The 21,748-nt window shown below is 73.8% G+C and carries 20 protein-coding genes; 5 read left to right on the top strand and 15 right to left on the bottom strand.

Going from position 1 to position 21,748, the window contains the following annotated elements; genetic code table 11:
- Positions 1–29: 29 nt before the first annotated feature.
- The 7 genes from ASG49_RS02245 to ASG49_RS02215 form a co-directional block, all read right to left on the bottom strand.
- Complete coding sequence (locus ASG49_RS02245) at positions 30–1,136, bottom strand: GuaB3 family IMP dehydrogenase-related protein (RefSeq protein WP_056536543.1); 1,107 nt, start codon at positions 1,134–1,136, stop codon at positions 30–32.
- Positions 1,133–2,281 (bottom strand): GNAT family N-acetyltransferase, encoded by a 1,149-nt coding sequence (locus tag ASG49_RS18465; protein ID WP_156384148.1) that lies wholly within the window; start codon positions 2,279–2,281, stop codon positions 1,133–1,135. Before ASG49_RS18465 ends, ASG49_RS02245 begins: the two co-directional genes overlap by 4 nt.
- Entirely contained in the window at positions 2,278–2,970 is a 693-nt protein-coding gene (locus tag ASG49_RS02235) for an MOSC domain-containing protein (protein WP_056536540.1), read from the bottom strand. The genes ASG49_RS18465 and ASG49_RS02235 overlap by 4 nt, the downstream gene beginning before the upstream one ends.
- 3 nt (positions 2,971–2,973) lie before the next feature.
- Complete coding sequence (gene guaB, locus ASG49_RS02230; RefSeq protein ID WP_056536537.1) at positions 2,974–4,485, bottom strand: IMP dehydrogenase; 1,512 nt, start codon at positions 4,483–4,485, stop codon at positions 2,974–2,976.
- A gap of 102 nt (positions 4,486–4,587) precedes the next feature.
- Positions 4,588–5,388, bottom strand: coding sequence for a GNAT family N-acetyltransferase (locus tag ASG49_RS02225; RefSeq protein WP_056536534.1), 801 nt, complete (start codon positions 5,386–5,388; stop codon positions 4,588–4,590).
- A 212-nt stretch (positions 5,389–5,600) separates the two neighbouring features.
- Positions 5,601–6,992, bottom strand: coding sequence for a gluconate:H+ symporter (locus ASG49_RS02220; RefSeq protein ID WP_235561863.1), 1,392 nt, complete (start codon positions 6,990–6,992; stop codon positions 5,601–5,603).
- A 5-nt stretch (positions 6,993–6,997) separates the two neighbouring features.
- Positions 6,998–7,540 carry a gluconokinase gene (locus tag ASG49_RS02215; RefSeq protein ID WP_056536528.1) on the bottom strand — a complete coding sequence of 181 codons (543 nt, stop codon included), beginning with the start codon at positions 7,538–7,540 and terminating at the stop codon, positions 6,998–7,000.
- Between the two features lie 140 nt (positions 7,541–7,680).
- On the opposite strand from ASG49_RS02215, the gene ASG49_RS02210 reads away from it, so the two are divergent.
- Positions 7,681–8,391: a FadR/GntR family transcriptional regulator gene (locus ASG49_RS02210; RefSeq protein ID WP_056536525.1), complete on the top strand. Its 711-nt coding sequence runs from the start codon at positions 7,681–7,683 to the stop codon at positions 8,389–8,391.
- 339 nt (positions 8,392–8,730) lie between these two features.
- Here ASG49_RS02210 and groL read toward each other — a convergent pair whose 3' ends face one another.
- Together groL and groES are read right to left on the bottom strand one after the other, a co-directional pair.
- Positions 8,731–10,353 carry a chaperonin GroEL gene (groL, locus tag ASG49_RS02205; RefSeq protein ID WP_056536522.1) on the bottom strand — a complete coding sequence of 541 codons (1,623 nt, stop codon included), beginning with the start codon at positions 10,351–10,353 and terminating at the stop codon, positions 8,731–8,733.
- Positions 10,354–10,475: 122 nt separating this feature from the next.
- Positions 10,476–10,769: a co-chaperone GroES gene (groES, locus tag ASG49_RS02200; RefSeq protein ID WP_056539586.1), complete on the bottom strand. Its 294-nt coding sequence runs from the start codon at positions 10,767–10,769 to the stop codon at positions 10,476–10,478.
- 230 nt (positions 10,770–10,999) lie between these two features.
- On the opposite strand from groES, the gene ASG49_RS02195 reads away from it, so the two are divergent.
- Both ASG49_RS02195 and ASG49_RS02190 read left to right on the top strand, forming a co-directional pair.
- Positions 11,000–12,193, top strand: a complete 1,194-nt coding sequence (locus ASG49_RS02195; RefSeq protein ID WP_056536519.1) for a class I SAM-dependent methyltransferase — start codon at positions 11,000–11,002, stop codon at positions 12,191–12,193.
- Entirely contained in the window at positions 12,190–13,665 is a 1,476-nt protein-coding gene (locus tag ASG49_RS02190) for an MFS transporter (RefSeq protein ID WP_200936180.1), read from the top strand. The genes ASG49_RS02195 and ASG49_RS02190 overlap by 4 nt, the downstream gene beginning before the upstream one ends.
- On the opposite strand, the gene ASG49_RS02185 is transcribed toward ASG49_RS02190, so the two are convergent.
- From ASG49_RS02185 to ASG49_RS02160, 6 genes are all read right to left on the bottom strand, one after another.
- Positions 13,598–13,996, bottom strand: coding sequence for a hypothetical protein (locus ASG49_RS02185; RefSeq protein WP_056536516.1), 399 nt, complete (start codon positions 13,994–13,996; stop codon positions 13,598–13,600). The genes ASG49_RS02190 and ASG49_RS02185 overlap by 68 nt on opposite strands.
- Entirely contained in the window at positions 13,993–14,604 is a 612-nt protein-coding gene (locus ASG49_RS02180) for an MBL fold metallo-hydrolase (RefSeq protein ID WP_056536513.1), read from the bottom strand. The genes ASG49_RS02185 and ASG49_RS02180 overlap by 4 nt, the downstream gene beginning before the upstream one ends.
- A gap of 34 nt (positions 14,605–14,638) precedes the next feature.
- On the bottom strand, positions 14,639–16,372 hold the full coding sequence (locus tag ASG49_RS02175; RefSeq protein ID WP_056536510.1) for a glycoside hydrolase family 3 protein: 1,734 nt from the start codon (positions 16,370–16,372) through the stop codon (positions 14,639–14,641).
- A gap of 38 nt (positions 16,373–16,410) precedes the next feature.
- Positions 16,411–17,496: an S-(hydroxymethyl)mycothiol dehydrogenase gene (locus ASG49_RS02170; protein WP_056536506.1), complete on the bottom strand. Its 1,086-nt coding sequence runs from the start codon at positions 17,494–17,496 to the stop codon at positions 16,411–16,413.
- A 251-nt stretch (positions 17,497–17,747) separates the two neighbouring features.
- The gene (tsaD, locus tag ASG49_RS02165; RefSeq protein ID WP_056536503.1) at positions 17,748–18,803 is read right to left on the bottom strand and encodes a tRNA (adenosine(37)-N6)-threonylcarbamoyltransferase complex transferase subunit TsaD; all 1,056 of its coding nucleotides are present in this window, start codon (positions 18,801–18,803) and stop codon (positions 17,748–17,750) included.
- On the bottom strand, positions 18,800–19,285 hold the full coding sequence (locus tag ASG49_RS02160) for an N-acetyltransferase (protein WP_235561862.1): 486 nt from the start codon (positions 19,283–19,285) through the stop codon (positions 18,800–18,802). The genes tsaD and ASG49_RS02160 overlap by 4 nt, the downstream gene beginning before the upstream one ends.
- A 90-nt stretch (positions 19,286–19,375) precedes the next feature.
- Between ASG49_RS02160 and ASG49_RS02155 the strand changes: the two genes are divergently transcribed.
- Together ASG49_RS02155 and ASG49_RS02150 are read left to right on the top strand one after the other, a co-directional pair.
- Positions 19,376–20,929, top strand: coding sequence for a molybdopterin-dependent oxidoreductase (locus tag ASG49_RS02155; protein WP_056536494.1), 1,554 nt, complete (start codon positions 19,376–19,378; stop codon positions 20,927–20,929).
- Between the two features lie 83 nt (positions 20,930–21,012).
- Positions 21,013–21,660 (top strand): fasciclin domain-containing protein, encoded by a 648-nt coding sequence (locus ASG49_RS02150; protein ID WP_056536491.1) that lies wholly within the window; start codon positions 21,013–21,015, stop codon positions 21,658–21,660.
- Positions 21,661–21,748: the final 88 nt, after the last annotated feature.

The raw sequence follows: 21,748 nt of genomic DNA, 5'->3' as shown, positions 1-21,748 counted from the left end.
CGCGCGGAGGTGTCAACCGCGCCGCGCTCCTACGAGACGACGACCTCGATGCGCTGGAACTCTTTTACGTCCGTGTAACCCGTGGTGGCCATCGCGCGCTTCAGGGCCCCCACGAGGTTCATCGTGCCGTCGGCCACGACCGAGGGTCCGAACAGGATCTCCTCCAGCGTCCCGACGGTGCCGAACTCGACGCGCTGTCCCCTCGGGAGCTCCGGGTGGTGCGCCTCGGCGCCCCAGTGGAAGCCGCGCCCGGGGGCGTCGGTGGCCCGCGCCAGCGGCGAGCCGATCATCACCGCGTCGGCCCCGCAGGCGATCGCCTTGGCGATGTCGCCGCTGCGGCCGATCGAGCCGTCGGCGATCACGTGGACGTAGCGCCCGCCCGACTCGTCCATGTAGTCGCGGCGGGCCGCGGCGACGTCGGCCACCGCACTGGCCATCGGGACGGCGACGCCGAGCACGGTGCGGGTGGTATGCGCCGCTCCCCCGCCGAAGCCGACGAGGACGCCGGCCGCGCCGGTGCGCATGAGGTGCAGCGCCGCCTGGTGGGTGGCGCAGCCGCCGACGATGACGGGGACGTCGAGCTCGTAGATGAACTCCTTGAGGTTCAGCGGCTCGGCGTTGGAGGACACGTGCTCGGCGCTCACGGTGGTGCCGCGGATGACGAACATGTCGACGCCGGCGTCGACGACGGTCTTGGCGAACTCCTTGGTGCGCTGCGGGCTCAGCGAGCCCGCCACGGCCACCCCGGCGTCGCGGACCTCGCGGATGCGCTCGGTGATCAGCTCGGCCCGGATCGGGGCGGTGTAGATCTCCTGCATCCGGCGCACGGCGTCGGGGCCGGTGAGGCCGGCGACCTCGACCAGCAGGTCGCTCGGGTCGTCGTAGCGCGTCCACAGGCCCTCGAGGTTGAGCACGCCCAGCCCGCCGTGACCACCGAAGGCGATCGCGGTCTCCGGCGACATCACGGAGTCCATCGGGGCGGCGAGGATCGGCAGGTCGAACCGGTAGGCGTCGATCTGCCAGGCGGTCGAGACCTCCTCGGGGTCGCGGGTGCGACGGCTCGGGACGATCGCGATGTCGTCGAAGGCGTAGGCGCGGCGACCGCGCTTGGCACGGCCGATCTCGATCTCGGTCACCCGGGGAGCCTATCGGTGCTCGCGCCCGGCCCCGGGGTCGCGCCCGGGCCGTTGACCGCGTGGTCGAAGGCCTGGCGCAACCAGGCGGCGTGCCGCTCGTGCGACCAGCCGAAGGCCGCCATCGAACGGTAGGCCTCCCCCGAGCAGAGCATCTGCACCTCCACCACGGCGTCGGGACGCGGGGCCGCGCCGCGGGTGAGGGCGCGCACCAGCATCCGCGAGGTGCCGACCCGCTGCAGCTCGGCTCCCTGCACGATGCCGCGCACGGTGGCGTCGCGCGACACCGCCTCGGCGATGACCGGCACGAGGTGGGCCATCCCCGAGGCGGCGTGCAGGACGGTGTCGGCGACCCTGGTCAGGCGTACGTCGACGTCGGGCTCCTCGGTCAGGCGCAGGTCGTCGAAGACCGACTGCAGGTCGGCCCGGTCGCCGATGATGGTGCGCCACACCATCGCCGAGAACACCTCGCCCTTGGTGCCCAGGACGCGGTGGACCCGTGAGGTGGTGACACCCGCCTCCTCGGCGAGGTGCTGCAGCGTGGTGCCCGCCCACCCCTGCGCCGGGAAGCAGCGCTCGGCGGCGTCGAGCACCCGGGCGCGGTCCGCGGCGGCGGCGTCGTCCACCGCCGGGGTGGGGGTCGGCGCGTCGGCCAGGTCGCGGTGCATCACCAGCAGGTCGGTCACCTCGCCGGAGGGACGCCGGAAGGCGCCGGGCACCCGGCCCACGACGGCGAAGCCCAGCGAGCGCCACAGCGCGACCGCCGCGGTGTTGGTGGCGACGACCGCGTTGAACTGGATGGCGGCGTAGCCCGCCTCGCGGTGCCAGGAGACGACGTGCTCGCCCAGCAGCCGCCCCACCCCGCGGCCGCGGGCCGCTGCGGCGACCATGAACGACGCGGTGCCGACGTGGCTGCCCTGCGCGGGCCGGTTGGGGCCCGCCTTGGCCGTGCCGAGGACGTGGGCCGGGTCCTGGGCGTCCACCGCCACCACGAGGAGCTCGCCGGCCCAGAAGTCGCGGGTCTCCTGCTCTCCGGCGGGCACCTCGAGCGCGTAGGTCTCGCCCGCCCGGGCCACCTCGACCACGAGGGCGTGCACCTGCGGCCAGTCCTGCTCCACGAGGGGCCGGACCAGGACGGGTGCGCTCACCGCGACCTTCGCCGGGGCCGCACCGGGTCGCCGACCCGGATCGTCCCGGGCGTGCGGACCTCGGCGTACACACCGAGGCAGGCGTCGCGCTCGCGGCCGAGTGCCGTGAGCAGACCCGGCTGCTCGGTGAGGCCGTCCTGGGCGGCGTCGACCATCCGGCAGCGCACGGTGCGCCCGAGCAGGTGGAGCACCACCCCGCCGACCTCGACCTCGGTGTCCTCCCACCCCTCCTCGACGAACGGCTCCTCGGTCTCGACGAGCAGGTTGGCGCGCAGCCGCCGGACCTCGCCGTCGACGCCCAGGTGCTCGCGGCACCAGTCGAGGGTGGCGGTGCCCACCAGCGACACCGCAGCGGCGTCCTGGTGGGGAGCCCCTGCCTCGGGGAGCACGCGCACCCGGGCGCCCATCTCCTCGCTCAGCGCGGCGTCGAGGGCGGGGTCGCCCACCGCCCACGCGCCGCCCGGGCCGCTGACGCGGACCCCGTCGGTCGTCGTGGCCGCCGCGTGGGCGAGCACCTCGTCGCGACGACGGAACCGACGGCCGGCCTTGCCGCTGGCGAACCGGCCGTCGTCGTCGACCACGGCGTACCAGCGGTCGCCCACCAGCCCGCGGTGGTCGACCTCGGCGACCTCGAGCGCCTCGCCCGCCATGGCCTTGACGGGGTAGCGGCGCAGTCGTGTGACCCGCACCGCTCAGCGCCAGGAGTAGTTGGGCGCCTCGGCCGTGATCTGCACGTCGTGCGGGTGGCTCTCCTTGAGCCCGGCCGAGGTGATCCGGACGAAGCGGCCGCGCTCGCGCAGCTCGGGGACGGTGCGGGCGCCGACGTAGAACATCGACTGGTGCAGTCCGCCCAGCAGCTGGTGAGCGACGGCGGCGAGCGGGCCGCGGTAGGCGACCTGGCCCTCGATGCCCTCGGGCACGATCTTGTCGTCGCTCTCGACGTCGGCCTGGAAGTAGCGGTCCTTGGAGTAGGACTTCTTGCCGCGGCTGCTCATGGCGGCCAGCGAGCCCATGCCGCGGTAGGACTTGTACTGCTTGCCGTTGACGAAGACCAGCTCACCCGGGCTCTCCTCACAGCCGGCCAGGAGCGAGCCGAACATCACCGACTCGGCTCCCGCGACCAGCGCCTTGGCGATGTCGCCGGAGTACTGCAGCCCGCCGTCGGCGATCAGCGGCACGTCGGCCGGGCCGCAGGCGAGCGAGGCCTCGTGGACCGCGGTGACCTGGGGCACGCCGACCCCGGCGACGACGCGGGTCGTGCAGATCGAGCCCGGCCCCACGCCCACCTTGACGGCGTCGACACCGGCGTCGACGAGCGCCTGCGCGCCGGCGCGGGTGGCGACGTTGCCGCCGATCACCTGCACGTGCTGCGTCGCCGGGTCGGACTTGAGGCGGCGGACCATGTCGAGCAGCAGCCGGGCGTGACCGTGCGCGGTGTCGACGACGAGCACGTCGACGCCCGCCTCGACCAGCGTGGTGGCCCGCTCCCAGGACTCGCCGAAGTAGCCGACCGCTGCCCCCACGAGCAGCCGCCCGTCGGCGTCGTTGGAGGCCATCGGGAACTGCTCGGACTTCACGAAGTCCTTGACGGTGATGAGCCCGGCCAGCCGGCCCTGCTCGTCGAGGATCGGGAGCCGCTCGCGCTTGTGCTGGCGCAGCAGCGCGGTGGCGTCGTCGCGGGAGATGCCGACGGGAGCGGTGATGAGCGGCATCGGCGTCATCACCTCGTCGACCTTGGTCGTGGCCCACTCCGCGACCGGGGTGAACCGCAGGTCGCGGTTGGTGATGATGCCGAGCAGCCGGTGGTCGACGTCGACGACGGGCAGCCCGGAGACGCGGTACTCGCCGCAGATGGCGTCGAGCTCCTCCAGCGTCGCGTCGGGGCCGATCACGACGGGGTTGGAGATCATGCCGGTCTGGGTCCGCTTGACCAGGTCGACCTGGTAGGCCTGGTCCTCGATGGAGAGGTTGCGGTGCAGGATGCCGATGCCGCCCTGCCGGGCCATCGCGATCGCCATCCGCGACTCGGTGACGGTGTCCATGGCGCTGGAGATCAGCGGCGTACGCAGCGAGATGCCGCGGGTCAGCCGGGTGGCGGTGTCCACCTCGCTGGGGATCACGTCGGTCTCGCCGGGCAGCAGCAGGACGTCGTCGTAGGTCAGGCCCAGCGTCGCGAACTTGGCGGGGACGTCGTCGGAGGTCATCGTCGCGGGGCCTTCCGGAGCGGGTGGGACGGACCTCGATCCTAACCGTCGGCGACGGCGCCTTCTTCCCCCGGCTCGGGCGCGGATGGGCCGTCCCGGCGCTCAGCCGACGGCGGTGGCGGTGCCGCGGGCGCCGTGGCCCGCCAAGGGGATCCGGGCCTGCAGCACGCCCTGCGTCACCCGGATCCGGGCGCGCATCCCGGTGCTGCAGACCATCGAGACGAAGCCCTCGTCCTCGGCCGGCGCCAGCAGCACCATCTCGCCCAGGCCGCGGTCGGCCACCAGGTCGCAGGCGCGCTGGAGCAGGGCGGAGCCGATGCCCAGCCGGCGCCAGGCGGGGGCGACCTCGATGGTCACCTCCTGGGCGTCGGTCGGCGCGACCGTCGCCACCCCGACCGTGTGACCACCGATGCGGGCCACGAGCCCGGTCGGCGACGCGGCGTACACCACCCCGGCGGAGCGCGGCCGACCGACGGCCGGCGCGGCCTCGTCCCGGTCGCCCGCCTCGGCCAGCGCCGTCAGCGCGCCGGCACGGGAGTGCTCCGTGGCCGTCCACCGCTCCGGGTGCGGCCCCAGCAGCTTGTCCAGCAGCTCCGGCAGCCGGGTGGGGTCGCCCACCACGTCCTGGGCGGCGGCGAGCCACCGCGTGGGCTGGTCGATCAGGTCGTGGGTGGTGCAGGGTTCGACGCTCACCTCGTCCCCGCCTGCACCACCCACGAGCTCAGCGACCGCCCGCGCGGTCCAGCCCTCGGGCGTGCTGATCACCAGCTCGTCGGTGACCTTCCCGAGATCGGGGAACAGCTGCAGGCCCAGGATGTTGAGGCCCGCTTCCCCGCAGGTCGAGGCGAGCCTCGCGAGCGCACCGGGACGGTCCGTCAGCGAGGCACGCACTCGGAAGAACATGTGCGTCACTGTGCTGGGCCCGTGTTGCGGATCCGATGCGTCCGTATTTCGGCCAGGTCAACTCGCCCGCACGATCCGCGGCGAGCCCATGTCGGCCCGTGCGCGGCCGGTCGTCCCCCGGCTCCGCGCGGCCGGGTAGTCCGAGACGAGGATCACCGCGCGAGGGCTCGCGACGGTGCTTCTCGTCTCGGAGTACGCCGGCGGGGGGCTGCTCAGACGACCAGCCCGAGCAGCAGCACGAACACCAGGCCGGACACCGACAGGACGGTCTCCATCAGTGACCAGGACTTGATCGTCTGGCCGACCGAGAGGCCGAAGTACTCCTTGACCAGCCAGAAGCCCGCGTCGTTGACGTGGCTGAAGAACACCGAGCCGGCACCGATGGCCAGGACGACCAGGGACACCTCGGGCTGGCTGAGGCCCTCGACCAGGCCGAGCATCAGCGCCGAGGCGGTGATGGTGGCCACGGTCGCGGAGCCGGTGGCGAGCCGGATCAGCACGGCCACGAACCAGGCGAGGAGGAGCACCGAGACGTTGGCGTCGCGGGCCCAGTCAGCGAGCAACGTGCCCACACCGGTGTCGACCAGGACCTGCTTGAACCCGCCGCCGGCGGCGACGATGAGCAGGATGCCGGCGATCGCCGGGAGCGAGGTCTCGACCGACTTCGTGATGCCGGCGCGGTCCATGCCCGAGCCGCGGCCGAAGGTGAACATCGCGACCAGGACGGCGATCAGCAGCGCGGTGAAGGGGTTGCCGATCACGTCGAAGACCTGGCGGACGGTGTTCTCCTCGTCGGTGATGAAGATGTCGACCAGCGCCTTGAGCATCATCAGCGCGACGGGCAGCAGCACCGTGAACAGGGTGACGCCGAAGCCGGGACGGCTCTCGACCGGCTTCTCCTCGCGGGACTCGAACAGCTCCGGAGCCGGTACGTCGACCCAGCGGCCGGCCAGCTTGCCGAACAGCGGACCGGCGACCACGACGGTCGGGACCGCGACGATGACGCCGAAGAGCAGCGTGGTGCCGAGGTCGGCGCCCAGCGAGTCGATGGCCACGAGCGGACCGGGGTGGGGCGGGACGAGGCCGTGCATCGCGGAGAGGCCGGCCAGCGTCGGGATGCCGATCGCGATCACCGACATCTGGGCGCGGCGGGCGACGAGGTAGATCACCGGCATCAGCAGCACGAGGCCGATCTCGAAGAACATCGGCAGCCCGATGAGCGCACCCACGCCGGCCATCGCCCACGGCAGCGTCCGGGCCGAGGCGCGCGAGACGATGGTGTCGACGATCTGGTCGGCGCCGCCGGAGTCGGCCAGCAGCTTGGCGAACATCGCACCCAGGGCGATCAGCGCGCCCACGCCCGCGGCCGTGGTGCCGAAGCCGGTGGAGAAGCTGGTGATGACGTCGTTGATGTTCTGGCCGGCGACGACGCCGACGGTCAGCCCGCCGAGGATCAGCGCCAGGAACGGGTGGACCTTGGCCCAGGTGATCAGCACGACGATCAGCGCGATCGCGGCCAGGGCGGCGACGACCAGCTGGAGGCCGGAGGCGACGGGCTCGGCCAGCGGCGCGGCGTCGGCGCCGGGCAGGAGGAGCTGTGGCAACGGGATCATCGGGTCCTGCTCTCGGTGGTGGGGTGCTGGTCGACGTAGGCCTGGACGATCGCGTCGACGGACTGGTCGACGCCGATCACCTGGCCCTGCTCGTCCGGGCCGAGCGGCTCGAGCGTGGCGAACTGGGAGTCCAGCAGCGAGGCCGGCATGAAGTGACCGGGTCGGCTGGCCTGGCGCCGCGCGATGACCTCGCGGGTGCCGTCGAGGTGGACCAGCTCGGCGCGCGGCGCGTGGCGGCGCAGCTGGTCGCGGTAGGCCACCTTGAGCGCCGAGCAGCTCATCACGCCGCCCGAGGCGTCGTGGTCGGCCAACCAGGCGCCCACCGCGTCGAGCCAGGGCCCGCGGTCGTTGTCGTCGAGCGCGTGGCCGGCGCTCATCTTGGCGATGTTGGCGTCGGGGTGAAAGTCGTCGGCGTCGGCGTACGGCACCCCGAGGCGCTGCGCGAGCGCGGCCCCGACGGTGGACTTGCCCGAGCCGGAGACGCCCATGACGACGACGAGGGGGCTGCCGGCCGCGGCCGGTCGAGGGGGTGCTGGCATGCGTGGCTCCCGGGGTGCCGCCCACGGGCGGCGTCTGTGATGGTCGCCACAGCATGCCGCCAAAGATCTGATCTTTGCAAGAGGTCGCCGCATATTGATCAGATCTTTCCTTCCAGGGTGGCGCCTGCCAGGATCGCGGCATGACCGTCCCCCGCGTGCACGGCGCGCTGCACGCCGAGCTGCTCGACGCCCTCGGCGAACGCCTGGTCGCGGACGGACTCCCCGCGGGCACCGTGCTGACGCTGGAGGGCATCGCGCGCGAGCACGGCGTCTCGGTCCCGGTCGCCCGCGAGGCGGTGCGCGTCCTTGACTCGATGGGGATGCTCACCTCGCGCCGCCGGGTGGGCGTCACGGTGCAGCCGCGCGAGCGGTGGCACGTCTTCGACCCCCGCCTGATCCGGTGGCGGCTCGCCGGCGACGACCGGGCGGCACAGCTGCTGTCCCTGGCCGAGCTGCGCCGCGGGTTCGAACCGGTCGCCGCCTCGTTGGCCGCGACCCGCGCCACCACCGAGCAGTGCGCCACCCTCGCCGCCGCCGTCAGCGACATGGCCGTCCACGGCCGGACCGGCGACCTGGAGGCCTACCTCGTCGCCGACGTGCGCTTCCACGCCACGCTGCTCGCCGCCAGCGGCAACGAGATGATCCGGGCCCTGGCCGACGTCGTGGCCGAGGTCCTGGCCGGCCGCACCCACCACGACCTGATGCCGGCCCGCCCCAACCCGGTCGCCATCGCCCTCCACGACGCCGTCGCCCGCGCCGTCCGGGAGGGCGACGCCCCCGCCGCCGAGGCGGCCATGCGCGGGATCATCGACGAGGCCGCCGAGGCGCTGGGCGAGCAGGCGGGCGGGTAGGGCGGGTCGTCTCCCGGGGGGCGGGCCTGCTCTTCGGGCTTGGCGGTTTCCCAAGGTCGCCTGGGAAACCGTCACCCCGCCGGAGAAACAACCCCGGCCGAGCAGCCAGACCTCCGGCCGGGCAGCGCAGCGGCGTACGACGGGCAGCCGGACCGGACACTCGGACATCTCGGGCTGCTTGGCAGCCTTTTCAGGCACTTGGCCGCTGTTGCGACGGCGGACAAGCTCCTGATTACCCGGACGTCCGGGTAATCAGCAGCTCCAGACGCACACCGGCCCGCCGCGCAGAGCGCGACGGGCCGGAGAGCTCGAGCTGGTGGAGCTGGTGGAGCGAGGGGCTCAGTGGCCGTGGCCGTGCCCGTGGCCGTGACCACCGGCGTCCGGCTCCTCCTCCTCGGGCTTGTCCACCACGAGGGTCTCGGTGGTGAGCAGCATGCCCGCGATGGAGGTGGCGTTGGTGAGCGCCGACTTGGTGACCTTGACCGGGTCGAGGACGCCCTGGGAGACCAGGTCGCCGTACTCGCCGGTCGCGGCGTTGTAGCCGTTGCCGACGCCGAGCTCGCGCACCTTGGCGACCACGACGTAGCCCTGCTCGCCACCGTTCTCGGCGATCCAGCGCAGCGGCTCGTCGACGGAGCGGCGGACGATGCGCACGCCGGTCGCCTCGTCGCCGGTCAGGCCGAGGTCGGTGAGGGCGGAGGCCGCGTGGACGAGGGCGGAGCCGCCACCGGCGACGATGCCCTCCTCGATCGCGGCGCGCGTCGCGGAGACGGCGTCCTCGATGCGGTGCTTCTTCTCCTTGAGCTCGACCTCGGTGGCCGCACCCACGCGGACGACGCAGACGCCGCCGGCGAGCTTGGCGAGACGCTCCTGGAGCTTCTCGCGGTCCCAGTCGGAGTCGGTGGCGTCGATCTCGGCCTTGATCTGGTTGACGCGGCCGTTGACCTCGTCGGCCTTGCCGCCGCCCTCGACGATCGTGGTGTTGTCCTTGGTGACCACGATGCGACGGGCGGTGCCGAGCACGTCGAGACCGACCTGGTCGAGCTTGAGGCCGACCTCGGGGGCGACGACCTGGCCACCGGTGAGGGTGGCGATGTCCTGCATCATCGCCTTGCGGCGGTCACCGAAGGCCGGGGCCTTGACGGCGACGGCGTTGAAGGTGCCGCGGATCTTGTTGACGACCAGGGTCGAGAGCGCCTCGCCCTCGACGTCCTCGGCCAGGATGAACAGCGGCTTGCCGGCCTGGATGACCTTCTCCAGCAGGGGCAGCAGCTCGGCGATGGCCGAGATCTTCCCCTGGTGCAGCAGGATGTAGGGGTCGTCGAGGACGGCCTCCATCGACTCCTGGTCGGTGACGAAGTAGGGCGACAGGTAGCCCTTGTCGAACTGCATGCCCTCGGTGAACTCGAGGTCGGTGCCCATGGTGTTGGACTCCTCGACCGTGATGACACCGTCCTTGCCGACCTTGTCGAAGGCCTGCGCGAGCAGGTCGCCGATGTGGGCGTCGCGGCTGGACACGGTGGCCACGGCCGCCATGTCGGAGCGGTCGTCGACGTCGCGGGCGGCGGCCGAGAGGGCCTCGCACACCGACGCGGACGCGAGGTCCATGCCGCGCTTGAGCGCCAGCGGGTTGGCGCCGGCGGCGACGGCGCGGATGCCCTCGTGGACCATGGCCTGGGCCAGGACGGTGGCGGTGGTGGTGCCGTCACCGGCGACGTCGTTGGTCTTGGTGGCCACCTCCTTGGTCAGCTGGGCCCCGAGGTTCTCGAAGGGGTCGTCCAGCTCGATCTCACGCGCGACGGTGACACCGTCGTTGGTGATCGTGGGGGCTCCCCACTTTTTGTCCAGGACGACGTAGCGGCCACGCGGGCCCAGCGTCACCTTGACGGCGTTGGCGAGGGCGTCGACGCCCCGCTCCAGCGAGCGGCGGGCGTGCTCGTCGAACTCCAGGATCTTCGGCATCTCGGTGGATGCTCCTTCCGGTCGGGTCAGGAAACGACAGTCCGGGCCGGGGTACGTCGGCGAGCGGGCTCGCGGACGACCGGGGCCCGGACTGGCGGTGGATCAGGGGTGGTGCAGGTGGATCAGGAGACGACGGCGAGGACGTCGCGCGCGGAGAGGATGAGGTACTCCTCGCCGGCGTACTTCACCTCGGTGCCGCCGTACTTGCTGTAGATGACCTTGTCGCCGACCTGCACGTCGAGCGGGACGCGGTTGCCGTTGTCGTCGACGCGGCCGGGACCGATGCTCAGGACCTCGCCCTCCTGGGGCTTCTCCTTGGCGGTGTCCGGGATGACCAGGCCGGACGCCGTGGTCTGCTCGGCCTCCAGGGCCTTGACGACGATCCGGTCCTCGAGGGGCTTGATGTTGACCGACACGGTGTCGACCTCCACTTTCCACGCAGTTGTCTGGGGTTGGCTTGCAAGTTCGGCACTTGTGGCGGAGCACGCCGTCGCGGGGGTCGTACGCCGTACAAGCGCTGGCACACTCACGGGGAGAGTGCCAACGAAAAACTAGCACTCACATCCGCCGAGTGCCAGGCCGCCCCTCCCCCGCGCAGCCGTCCCCGGCCCGGGCCGCCGGCCCACCGGTGGTCCAGGATGGCCGGGTGGACCTCGACGCCTTCCGCTGGCTGCTCACCGACGACGGCCAGCGACTGCTCGGGCGGGCGGCGGGCCTCGACCCGAGGTCGCTGTCCGACGCGGAGTCGTTGCGGCGTACGGCGGCCCCGGAGCACGTCGCCGCGGCGCTGACCCAGGTGGAGCTGAGGCGACGCGCGACGGCCAAGCTGGGCGAGGACGCGGCCCGGATGTACTTCACCCCCGACGGCCTCGAGCAGGCCACCCGCGCCCCGGTCGCCGCCCACCGCGCCGCCCGGCTGCGCGCCTCGGGACTGCAGACGGTGGTCGACCTCGGCTGCGGCATCGGCGGCGACCTGGTCGCGCTGGCGCGGGCCGGGCTCACCGTCGCCGGCGTCGACCTCGACCCCGTGCGGGTCGAGGTCGCCCGCGCCAACCTGGCCGCGCTCGGGCTGGGCGGTGCCGTCGGCGTCGCCGACGCGACCGAGGTGGACACGACCGCCTTCGACGTGGCGTACGCCGACCCGGCCCGCCGCTCCGCTCGCGGCCGGGTCTTCGACGTCGACGGCTGGACGCCCCCGTGGCCGTTCGTGCTCGACCTGCTGACCCGCGACGCCTGCGTCAAGCTCGCGCCGGGCCTGCCCCACGACGTCGTGCCGGACGGCGTCGAGGCGGAGTGGGTCAGCGACCGCCGCGAGGTCAAGGAGGCGGTGCTGTGGTCGGGCCGGCTCGCCACCACCGCTCGGCGGGCGACCGTGATCCCCTCGACGGGCTCAGGACGAGCGGCCGCCGGCCTGGCCACGCTGACCGACGAGGACCTGCCGGCCGAGGGGTCGCTGCGCGAGGCGGACGGCCTGCCGGCGTACGTCCTGGAGCCGGACGGTGCCGTCATCCGCGCCGGCCTGGTGCAGGCGGTCGCGGCGCTGGCCGACGGACACCTGCTCGACCCGCACATCGCCTACGTCGGCGCACCGGCGCCGGTGGCGACGCCGTTCGCGCGCTGCTACCGCGTCGTCGAGGAGCTGCCCTACCGCGAGAAGTCGCTGCGCGCCGCGCTGCGCGAGCGGGGCGTGGGCCGGCTGACGATCAAGAAGCGCGGCGTCCAGGTGGTGCCCGAGGAGCTGCGCAGGCGGCTGGCGCTGCGCGGGACCGCCGAGGCGACCCTGGTGATGACCCGGGTCGCGGGCAAGGGCGTGGCGCTGCTGGTGGAGCCGCCGGCGTGAGCGAGCTCCCCCACGAGCAGCACGCCCGCGAGGACCACGGCACTCCGGCACCGACCGCCGCCCCGACCAACCGCTGGCTGGCCCTGCTGGTGTGCTGCAGCGCGCTCTTCATGACCCTGCTCGACGTCTCCATCACCAACGTCGCGCTGCCCTCGATCAGCGACGCCACCGGCGCCGGCCCGGCCGAGCTGCAGTGGATCGTCAGCGGCTACACCCTCGCCTTCGGCCTGGTGCCGGTGCTCGCCGGACGGCTCGGAGACGACCACGGCCGCAAGCTGATGTTCCAGGTCGGCGTGGTCGGGTTCGCGGTCACCAGCGCGGTCGCCGGTCTCGCCCCCACGCCCGAGCTGCTGATCGCGGCCCGGGTGCTGCAGGGCGTCGCGGGCGGCCTGATCAACCCGCAGGTCTCGGGGCTGGTCCAGCAGATGTTCCGCGGCGAGGAGCGCGGCCGCGCGTTCGGGGCGCTCGGCACCACGGTCGGTCTCGGCGTCGCGCTGGGCCCGATGGTCGGCGGCCTGCTGATCGCGGTCGGCGGCCCCGAGCTGGGCTGGCGGCTGGTGTTCTTCGTCAACGTCCCGATCGCCGTCGTGGTGCTCGTGCTGGCCCGGCGGCTGCTGCCCGAGACCCCGTCGACGGGACGCCACCGGCTCGACGTCGTCGGGTCGCTGCTGCTGGGGGCGGCGACCTTCTGCGTGCTGTTCATCGCCGTCGAGCTGGAGCGGGTCGGCCCGGTCGTGCTCGGCCTGCTGGTGCCGGCCGCGGCGCTGCTGGCCGGGTTCTGGCGCCGCGAGCGGCGGCTCACCCGCTCCCGGCTCGACCCGCTGGTCGACCTGCGGCTGTTCCGGCAGCCGTCGTACACCTCCGGCGTGGTGCTGGCGCTGCTCTACTTCCCGGCGCAGGCGGGCATCCCGCTCGTGCTCACGCTCTACTTCCAGCGCGGCCTGGACTACAGCGCGCTGCACACCGCGCTGGCGGTCACGGCGTTCGCGGTCGGCAGCGCGGTCGCCGCGCAGGCCGCCGGGCGCTTCGTCACCCGGGTCGGGCGGCCGCTCACCGTGGTCGGCACCGCGGTCTTCGGCGTCGGCGGCGTCTCGCTGGCGGTCGCGGCCCACCTGACCCCGCCCGGGGTCGCGGCGTACGCCCTCGCGCTGCCGCTGTTCCTCATGGGCGTCGGCAACGGCGCGGTGATCACGCCCAACCAGGCGCTCACCCTCGCCGAGGTCGACCCCGTCGTCGGCAGCACCGCCGGCGGCGTGCTCCAGACCGCGCAGCGGGTGGGCCTCGCGGTCGGGCAGGCGGTCATCGGGGCGGCGTTCTTCGCCGCGGTCGCCGGCCCCGGCCCCACGTCGTACGCCGTGGCGCTGGCCGTCGCGGTGGGGGTCTCGCTGTGCTTCGTGCTGGCGGCTACCGCGGTCGGGGTGCTCGAGGTGGTGCGGGAGCGGCGGGCCGGGCGGGCCGCGCACGCCGGCTGAGGGTGCGGGCGCCGGTCGCGAGCAGCAGTCCCACGAGCACCCCGACCAGGTCGGCCAGGGCGTCGAGCGCGTCGCCGTGGCGCCCGAGCGGGAGCAGGTGCTGGAGCACCTCGGTGCCCACGGCGTACGCCGCCAGCCCGGCCAGCAGCGGAGGCGGCCGGACCCCCGCGAGCACGCCGGACAGGGTGAGCGCGAGGAAGGTCAGCGCGTGCATCACCTTGTCGTCGACGCCGGGGTCGGCGAGGTCGTCGGCCGGAGTGAGGAACGAGACCAGCGAGGCCACCAGCAGGACGCCGAAGAGCACGCGGCCGAGCAGCCGCAGCCGGGTCACCCGAGGTTGGCGCGCTCGGCACCGATCGTGGTGTCGGGCCCGTGGCCGGTGTGCACGACGGTCTCGTCGGGCAGGTCGAAGAGCTTGGTGCGGATCGAGTCCTTGATCAGGTCCTCGTCGCTGAAGGAGCGTCCGGTGGCGCCGGGACCGCCCTCGAAGAGGGTGTCGCCGGTGAAGACGCAGCCGAGGTCGTGGACGTAGAGGCTGACCGCGCCCGGCGCGTGGCCCGGCGTGTGGAGCACCTTGATCGAGGCGCCGGCGACCTTGACCGACTGGCCGTCCTCGAGGTCGACGTCCCACAGGTGGTCGGTGTGGGTGAGCTCCCAGACCTCGCGGTCGGCCGGGTGCAGCAGGATCGGCGCGGTGACGCGCTCGCGCAGCTCGGGGGCCACGCGCACGTGGTCGTCGTGGGCGTGGGTGGCGATGATCGCCTTGACCTGCCGGCCGCCGACCAGGGCGAGGATGTCCTCGACGCTGTGCGGGGCGTCGATGACGACGCACTCGTCGTCGTTGCCGACCACCCACAGGTTGTTCTCGACCTCGTGGGTCTCGCCGTCGAGGCTGAAGGTGCCGCTGGAGACGGCGTGGTCGATGCGCAGGGTGCTCATGGTCCGAGGCTAGCGGCGCCCCGTCGCGACGGGGTCAGCAGCCGCGGCGCTCGGCCCCGGGGACCTCGAGGGGAAGCCGTCCCGGCGCGCCCCGCTCCCCGAGCAGCACGTCGACGACGGCGCGGAGCGAGGCCGGCTGGTCGGAGTACGCCGCCAGCTCGACCCGCGAGGAGACCCGGCCCAGGACGCCCGGCCGGTCCAGCGCCACGGTCACGTCGGCCGACCCGGGCGTGCCGCCGCCGCTGCCGACCAGCGCCACCGTCGGGGCGTCGGCGATCACCAGCACGTCCTTGTAGACCGGCCTGCGCTCGCGCACCGGCACCTTCGTGCGCACCTCGACCACCTTGACCCGGACCTTGCCCTTGACCCTGACCCGCTTGCGGACCTTGCTCACCACGGTCTTGGTGCCGACCACGACCGACCTGGAGCCCGCCCGCACCCGCTTGGTGTAGTCGCGGGCCACCGTGACCCCCCGGGCCTGGACGAGCGCGTCGAACTCGGCCACGTCGTCGGGGGCGCCGACGACACGGACCCGGTCGGCGAGCAGCCGGCCCTCGCAGGGTCCGGCCACCGAGGTGACCGACCGGCGTGCCAGCGCGTCCGCGGCGCGACCCCCACTGCCCGGCGCCGCGGCGGCACCCCGACCGAGCCCGTGCAGGGTGTCCACCATCCGAGCGGCGGCCTGGGCCAGGCGGGTGCGCGGGAGGTCGCCCTGCCGCACCGCCCGCACGATGGCGTCGCGGGCGGCGGCCGGGTCGGGCGGCATCAGGAGCACGTCGGCCCCGGCGCGGAGCGCGCGGACGGCGGCCTGCGCGCCGGGGGCCAGGCGCTGCACGCCCTGCATGTCGAGCGCGTCGGTGACGACGAGGCCCTCGAAGCCGAGGTCACGGCGGAGCAGCCCGGTGGTGACCTTGCGGGAGATGCTGGCGGGGACGCCCCGGTCGACGGCCCGGACGGCGATGTGGCCGGTCAGCACGGCCGGGGCGCCCACGGGACCGTCCTGGCCGGCGACGATCGCGGGCTCGAACGGCACCAGGTCGCGGCGCTCCAGCGCCCGCAGCGGCCGACGCTGCACCGGCAGCTCGGCGTGGCTGTCGGCCCCGAGGGACCCGTGGCCCGGGAAGTGCTTGACGACGGGCAGCACGCCCGCCGCGGCGATGCCCTCGGTGGCGGCGACGACCTGGCGCGCCACCTGCTGCGGGTCGCCGCCGGCCGACCGGGACCCGATCGCCGCGTCGCCGTCACCGACCGTCACGTCGGCGACGGGGGCGAAGACGACGTCGAAGCCCAGTCCGCGCATCTCGGCGGCGCTGGCCCGGGCGGCCTGCTCGGTCAGCCGCGGGTCGGCGGCGGCCCCGGCGGCCATGAAGGCCGGGAAGCCGGTGCTCGGCGCCCCGACGCGGTCGACGAGCCCGCCCTCCTGGTCGACCCCGACGAAGGCCGGCCAGCCCCGCCGGGCGACGACCCGGCGGACGTCACGGTTGACGCGCCGGATCTGGTCGGTGGACTCCACGTTGTCGCTGAACGCGATCACGCCGCCGAGGTGGAGGCGGCGTACGAGCGGGGCGGGCGAGCCGGTCCCCTCCCACGAGGCGACGATCACCTGGCCCGCCTGCTGGCGCAGCGTCATCCGGCGTACGGCCTGCTCGCCGAAGCTGGGCTCGGGCGGCTTGGCCGGCGACGCCCCGGCGCCGGGGGCACGCTCGCCCCGGTCGCCGTCGTCGTCGCCACCGCCGCTGCACCCGGTCAGGCACAGCGACAGCGCCACGGCCCCCACGAGGAGCCGCAGCCGCGAGGACGGGGGCGTCAGAGCAGGACGACGGATCGGAGCACGTCCCCGTGGTGCATCTTCTCGAAGGCGGCCTCGACGTCGCCGATGCCGATCTCCTCGGTCACGAACGCGTCGAGGTCGAGGCGGCCCTGGCGGTAGAGGTCGACCAGCATCGGGAAGTCGCGGCTGGGCAGGCAGTCGCCGTACCAGCTCGACTTCAGCGACCCGCCGCGTCCGAAGACGTCGATGAGCGGGATCTCCGGGATCGTCATGTCGGGCGTGGGCACGCCGACCAGCACGACGGTGCCGGCGAGGTCGCGGGCGTAGAACGCCTGCTTCCAGGTCTCGGGGCGCCCGACCGCGTCGATGACGACGTCGGCGCCGTTGCCGTCGGTCAGGCCCTGGATCGCCTCGACGGCGTCCTGCTCCTTGCTGTTGACGGTGTGCGTGGCGCCGAGCTTCCTCGCGCCGTCGAGCTTCTTGTCGTCGAGGTCGACGGCGATGATCTTCGCCGCGCCGGCGAGCGCCGCGCCCGCGACGGCCGCCGCGCCCACGCCGCCGCAGCCGATCACGGCCACGGACATGCCGCGGCCGACGTTGCCGGTGTTGATGGCGGCGCCGATGCCGGCCATCACGCCGCAGCCGAGCAGGCCGACGGCCGCCGGTCGGGCCTCGGGGTCGACCTTGGTGCACTGGCCCGCCGCGACCAGGGTCTTCTCGGCGAACGCGCCGATGCCCAGGGCCGGGGACAGCTCGGTGCCGTCCTCGAGGGTCATCTTCTGGGTGGCGTTGTGGGTGGCGAAGCAGTACTGCGGCTCGCCGCGCTTGCAGGCGCGGCACTCGCCGCACACCGCGCGCCAGTTGAGGACCACGAAGTCGCCGGGCGCCACCTCGGACACGCCCTCGCCGACGGCCTCGACCACGCCCGCGGCCTCGTGGCCCAGCAGGAACGGGAACTCGTCGTTGATGCCGCCCTCGCGGTAGTGCAGGTCGGTGTGGCACACCCCGCACGCCTGCACCTGCACCAGCGCCTCCCCCGGCCCGGGGTCCGGCACGTTGATGGTGACGAGCTCGACCGGCGCTCCCTTGCTCCGGGCGATGACGGCCTTGACCTGCTGCATGGGGGCTCCTGGGGAGGGTGGGCTGGTGGGGCGGGTCCCATCCAAGCCGACGACCGGTCGGGACGGCGAGGGTGGGCGGCGGGGTCGCGGGCGGCGTACGCCTCCGGGGGCCAGTTTCCCAGGTGATGAACCCAAGGCTCCTCCTCACACACGACGCGACGTGTGCACAGAGGCAGTTCGGGTTCATCACCTGGGAAACCGGACCGCCGTACGCCGGACCATCGGTCGCCGACCTCGGCCGCCACCCCCACCTACCCGGCGAGCACCTCGGTCACCGGGAGGCTCGAGTCGGCGGGGAGGTCGAGGGAGGAGGGGGTGCGGCCGCGGGCGACCATCTCCGCGCCGAGGGCGGCGACCATGGCGCCGTTGTCGGTGCACAGGCCGGGGCGGGGGACGCGGACGCGGATGCCGTGGCGGGCGGCGCGCTCCTCGGTCAGGACGCGCAGGCGGGAGTTCGCGGCCACGCCGCCGCCGACGAGGATGTCCTCGATGCCCGCGGAGACGGCGGCGTCGACGGCCTTGCGGGTGAGCACGTCGCAGACGGCCTCCTGGAAGGACGCGGCGACGTCGGCGACCGGGACCGGCTCCCCGGCGGCCTCGCGGGCCTGCACCCAGCGGGCGACGGCGGTCTTGAGGCCGGAGAAGGAGAAGTCGAAGCGGTGCCGCTCGAGGTCGCGCCGCGAGGACAGGCCTCGGGGGAAGTCGATGGCCACCGAGGAGCCCGAGCGGGCGGCGCGGTCGATGTGGGGGCCGCCGGGGAACGGCAGGCCCAGCAGCCGGGCGACCTTGTCGAAGGCCTCCCCCGCCGCGTCGTCGATGGTCGCGCCGAGCGGGGTGACCGAGGAGGTGACGTCGTCGACCCGCAGCAGCGAGGAGTGGCCGCCGGAGACGAGCATCGCCAGGCAGGGATCGGGCAGCGGGCCGTGCTCGAGCTGGTCGACGGCGACGTGGGCGGCGAGGTGGTTCACGCCGTACAGCGGCTTCTCCAGGCCCAGCGCCAGCGCCTTGGCCGCGGCGACCCCGACGAGCAGCGCGCCCGCGAGGCCCGGGCCCGAGGTGACCGCCACGGCGTCGACGTCCGAGAGCGCGATGCCGGCGGTCTCGCAGGCGCGCTCCAGGGTCGGCACCATCGCCTCCAGGTGCGCCCGCGAGGCCACCTCGGGGACGACGCCGCCGAACCGGGCGTGCTCCTCGACCGAGGACGCGACGGCGTCGGCGAGCAGGGTGTGGCCGCGGACGATGCCGACGCCGGTCTCGTCGCAGGAGGTCTCGATGCCGAGCACCAGGGGCGCCGAGGAGTCGTTCACGGGGCCATCCTCCCAGCCCCGCCGAGCCCCCGCTGCATCACCACGGCCGTCGCTCCGTCGGCGTAGTAGCGCCGGCGGCGGGCCAGCTCCTCGAACCCGTGGCGGGCGTAGAACGCCAGTGCCGGCCCGTTGTCCTCGCGCACCTCCAGCAGCAACCGGTCGGCCCCCGCGGCCCCCGCGTGCTCCACGACGGCGGCCAGCAGCAGCCCGGCCACCCCGCGCCGCCGCCAGGCCGGCGCCACCCCGATGCGCTGCAGCTCGGCCACGTCGCCGACGGCCGACAGCACGGCGTGGCCCACGACGTCGTCGGCGGCCACCGCCACGGCGTACGACACGGTGGGCAGGTCGCCCGCCAGGCCGGGCGCGACCAGCGCCTCGCCCCAGGCGTCCCGGCCCAGGCAGACCCGCTCGAGGTCGACGACGGCGTCCAGGTCGGCGTCGCGGCCCGGGCGCACGGTCACGGGCGAGGAGGTCGTCGGCACCGCACCATGGTCGCGCGGGTCCGGGCCGGTCGGGCCGGCCACCCCGTCCGGCCACCCCATCCGGTCGCCGCACCGCGCCGAACCACCGGCATGCCACGTCCCCGCCCCGCGCTGTCCTCGTTCGTCGCCGGCCTGCTGGCCGCCCTCGGCGGCACCGCCGCCGGCCACCTCGTCGCGGCGCTGACCAACCCGGCGTCCTCGCCCGTGCTCGCCGTCGGGACGGCGGTGATCAACCTGACGCCCACGCCGGTCAAGGTCTGGGCGGTGCGCGAGCTCGGCAGCGCCGACAAGCCGGTGCTGATCGGCAGCGTCCTCGTCGTGGCGCTGCTGTTCGCCGGCGTGGCGGGCCTGGTGGCCCGGCGCCGCTTCGGGCTGGGCGTCGCGATGCTGATGGTGCTGGTCGCCCTGGCAGGGCTGGCCGCGCTGGTGCAGCCGGCCGCAGGCCCCCTCGACGCCCTCCCGGCGGTCGCCACCGCGGTCGTCGGCCTGGCCGTGCTGGCGTTCCTCACCCGCGCGAGCGGCGGCACCGGCACCCGCGGGGCCCGCATCGACTCCGAGCCGGGCCGGGGCGCCAGCCGCCGCGGGTTCCTCGTCGGCGCGGGCGCGACCGCCGTGCTCGCGGCCGTCGTCGGCGGCACCGGTCAGCTGCTGATCCGGGCCAAGGAGCGGATCACCGACATCGCGCTGCCCGCCGCGCGCCGGCCGCTGCCCCCGCTGGCCGACGGCCTCGAGGTGACCTACGACGCGATCACGCCGTTCGTCACCCCCAACGCGAGCTTCTACCGCGTCGACACCAACCTCACGGTGCCCGCCGTGGACGTCGAGGGCTGGACCCTGACCATCGACGGCGACGTCGAGCGCGAGGTCACGCTGACCTTCGACGAGCTCACGCAGATGGAGGTCGTGGAGAAGGACATCACCATGACCTGTGTCAGCAACGAGGTCGGCGGCAACCTGCTCGGCTCGGCCCGCTGGCTCGGCGTACCGCTGCGCGAGGTGCTCGACCGCGCCGGCATCGACGGCACGAAGGCCGACCAGATCCTCTCCACCGCGGTCGACGGGTTCACCATCTCCACCCCGCTCGACGTGGCCCTGGACGGCCGCGACTCCCTGGTCGTGTTCGGCATGAACGGCGAGCCGCTCCCGCGCGAGCACGGCTTCCCGGTGCGGCTGCTGACCCCGGGCATCTACGGCTACGTCGGCTCGACCAAGTGGCTCGAGCGCCTCACCCTGACGACGTACGCCGAGCAGGAGGCCTACTGGACCGAGCGCAAGTGGGCCACCGACGCACCGATCCGCCTGTCCAGCCGCATCGACACCCCCAAGGCGCTGAACAACATCGACGCCGGCAGCACCGTGATCGGCGGTGTCGCCTGGGCGCAGCCCGACGGCGTGGCCAAGGTCGAGGTCCGCATCGACGACGGCGAGGGCGGCGACAACCCGTGGCAGGAGGCCGAGCTCGGCCCCGACGCCGGCTCGGTCTACTGGCGCCAGTGGTTCCTGCCCTGGGACGCCACGCCCGGCACCTACACGCTCGCGGTGCGCGCCACCGACGCCCGTGGCGAGGTGCAGACGGCCGACCGAGCGACCCCGTTCCCGGCCGGCTCGACGGGCATCCAGACCGTCGTCGTCACGGTCTCGTAGAAATTTCTTCTTTCTCTCCCATCCAGGAGCACCACCGCTCCGAACTGCATCACGTCACACACCGACCGAAAGGCCCGACCATGATGAACACCAAGCTCCGCCGCACCGGCCTCGCCGCCATGGCCCTCACCGTCTCGTTCGGCATGGCTGCCTGTGGCTCCTCCGACGAGGGCTCCGGCTCGTCGTCCTCCAGCTCGTCGTCGTCCTCCAGCCCGAGCGAGTCCTCGAGCCCCAGCGAGTCCGCTGCCGCCTCGGGCGAGTTCGGCTCCGCCTGCTCGGCCGTCCCCGCCGACGGCCCCGGCTCCTTCCAGGGCATGTCCGAGTCGCCGGTGGCCACCGCCGCCAGCAACAACCCGGTCCTGAGCACCCTGGTGCAGGCCGTCACCGCGGCCGACCTGGTCGACACGCTCAACTCGGCGCAGGACATCACCGTCTTCGCCCCGGCCAACGACGCGTTCGCCGCGGTCCCGAAGAAGGACCTCAACGCGCTGCTGGCCGACACGGCCACGCTGACCAAGGTGCTGCAGTACCACGTGGTGCCCGGCAAGCTGGCCCCCGAGGACCTCGCGGGCACCCACAAGACGCTCCAGGGTGGCGAGGTCACCGTGGAGGGCTCCGGCGAGGAGTTCACCGTCGGTGAGAGCGGCGCCAACGTGATCTGCGGCAACGTGCAGACCGCCAACGCGACCGTCTACATCATCGACGGCGTGCTCATGCCCCCGGCTGCCTGAGCAGTCGACGGACACCGAGCACCGACGTCTGCGAAAGTTGACCTGTGGATGACAGCGGGTTCCCGACCTCCGTCCCCTCCTCCGAGGG

Source organism: Marmoricola sp. Leaf446, assembly GCF_001424755.1.
Classification (GTDB): Bacteria; Actinomycetota; Actinomycetes; order Propionibacteriales; family Nocardioidaceae; genus Marmoricola.
The sequence above is the reverse complement of the archived record's forward strand: the minus strand, read 5'-3'. Positions and strand labels throughout refer to the sequence as shown.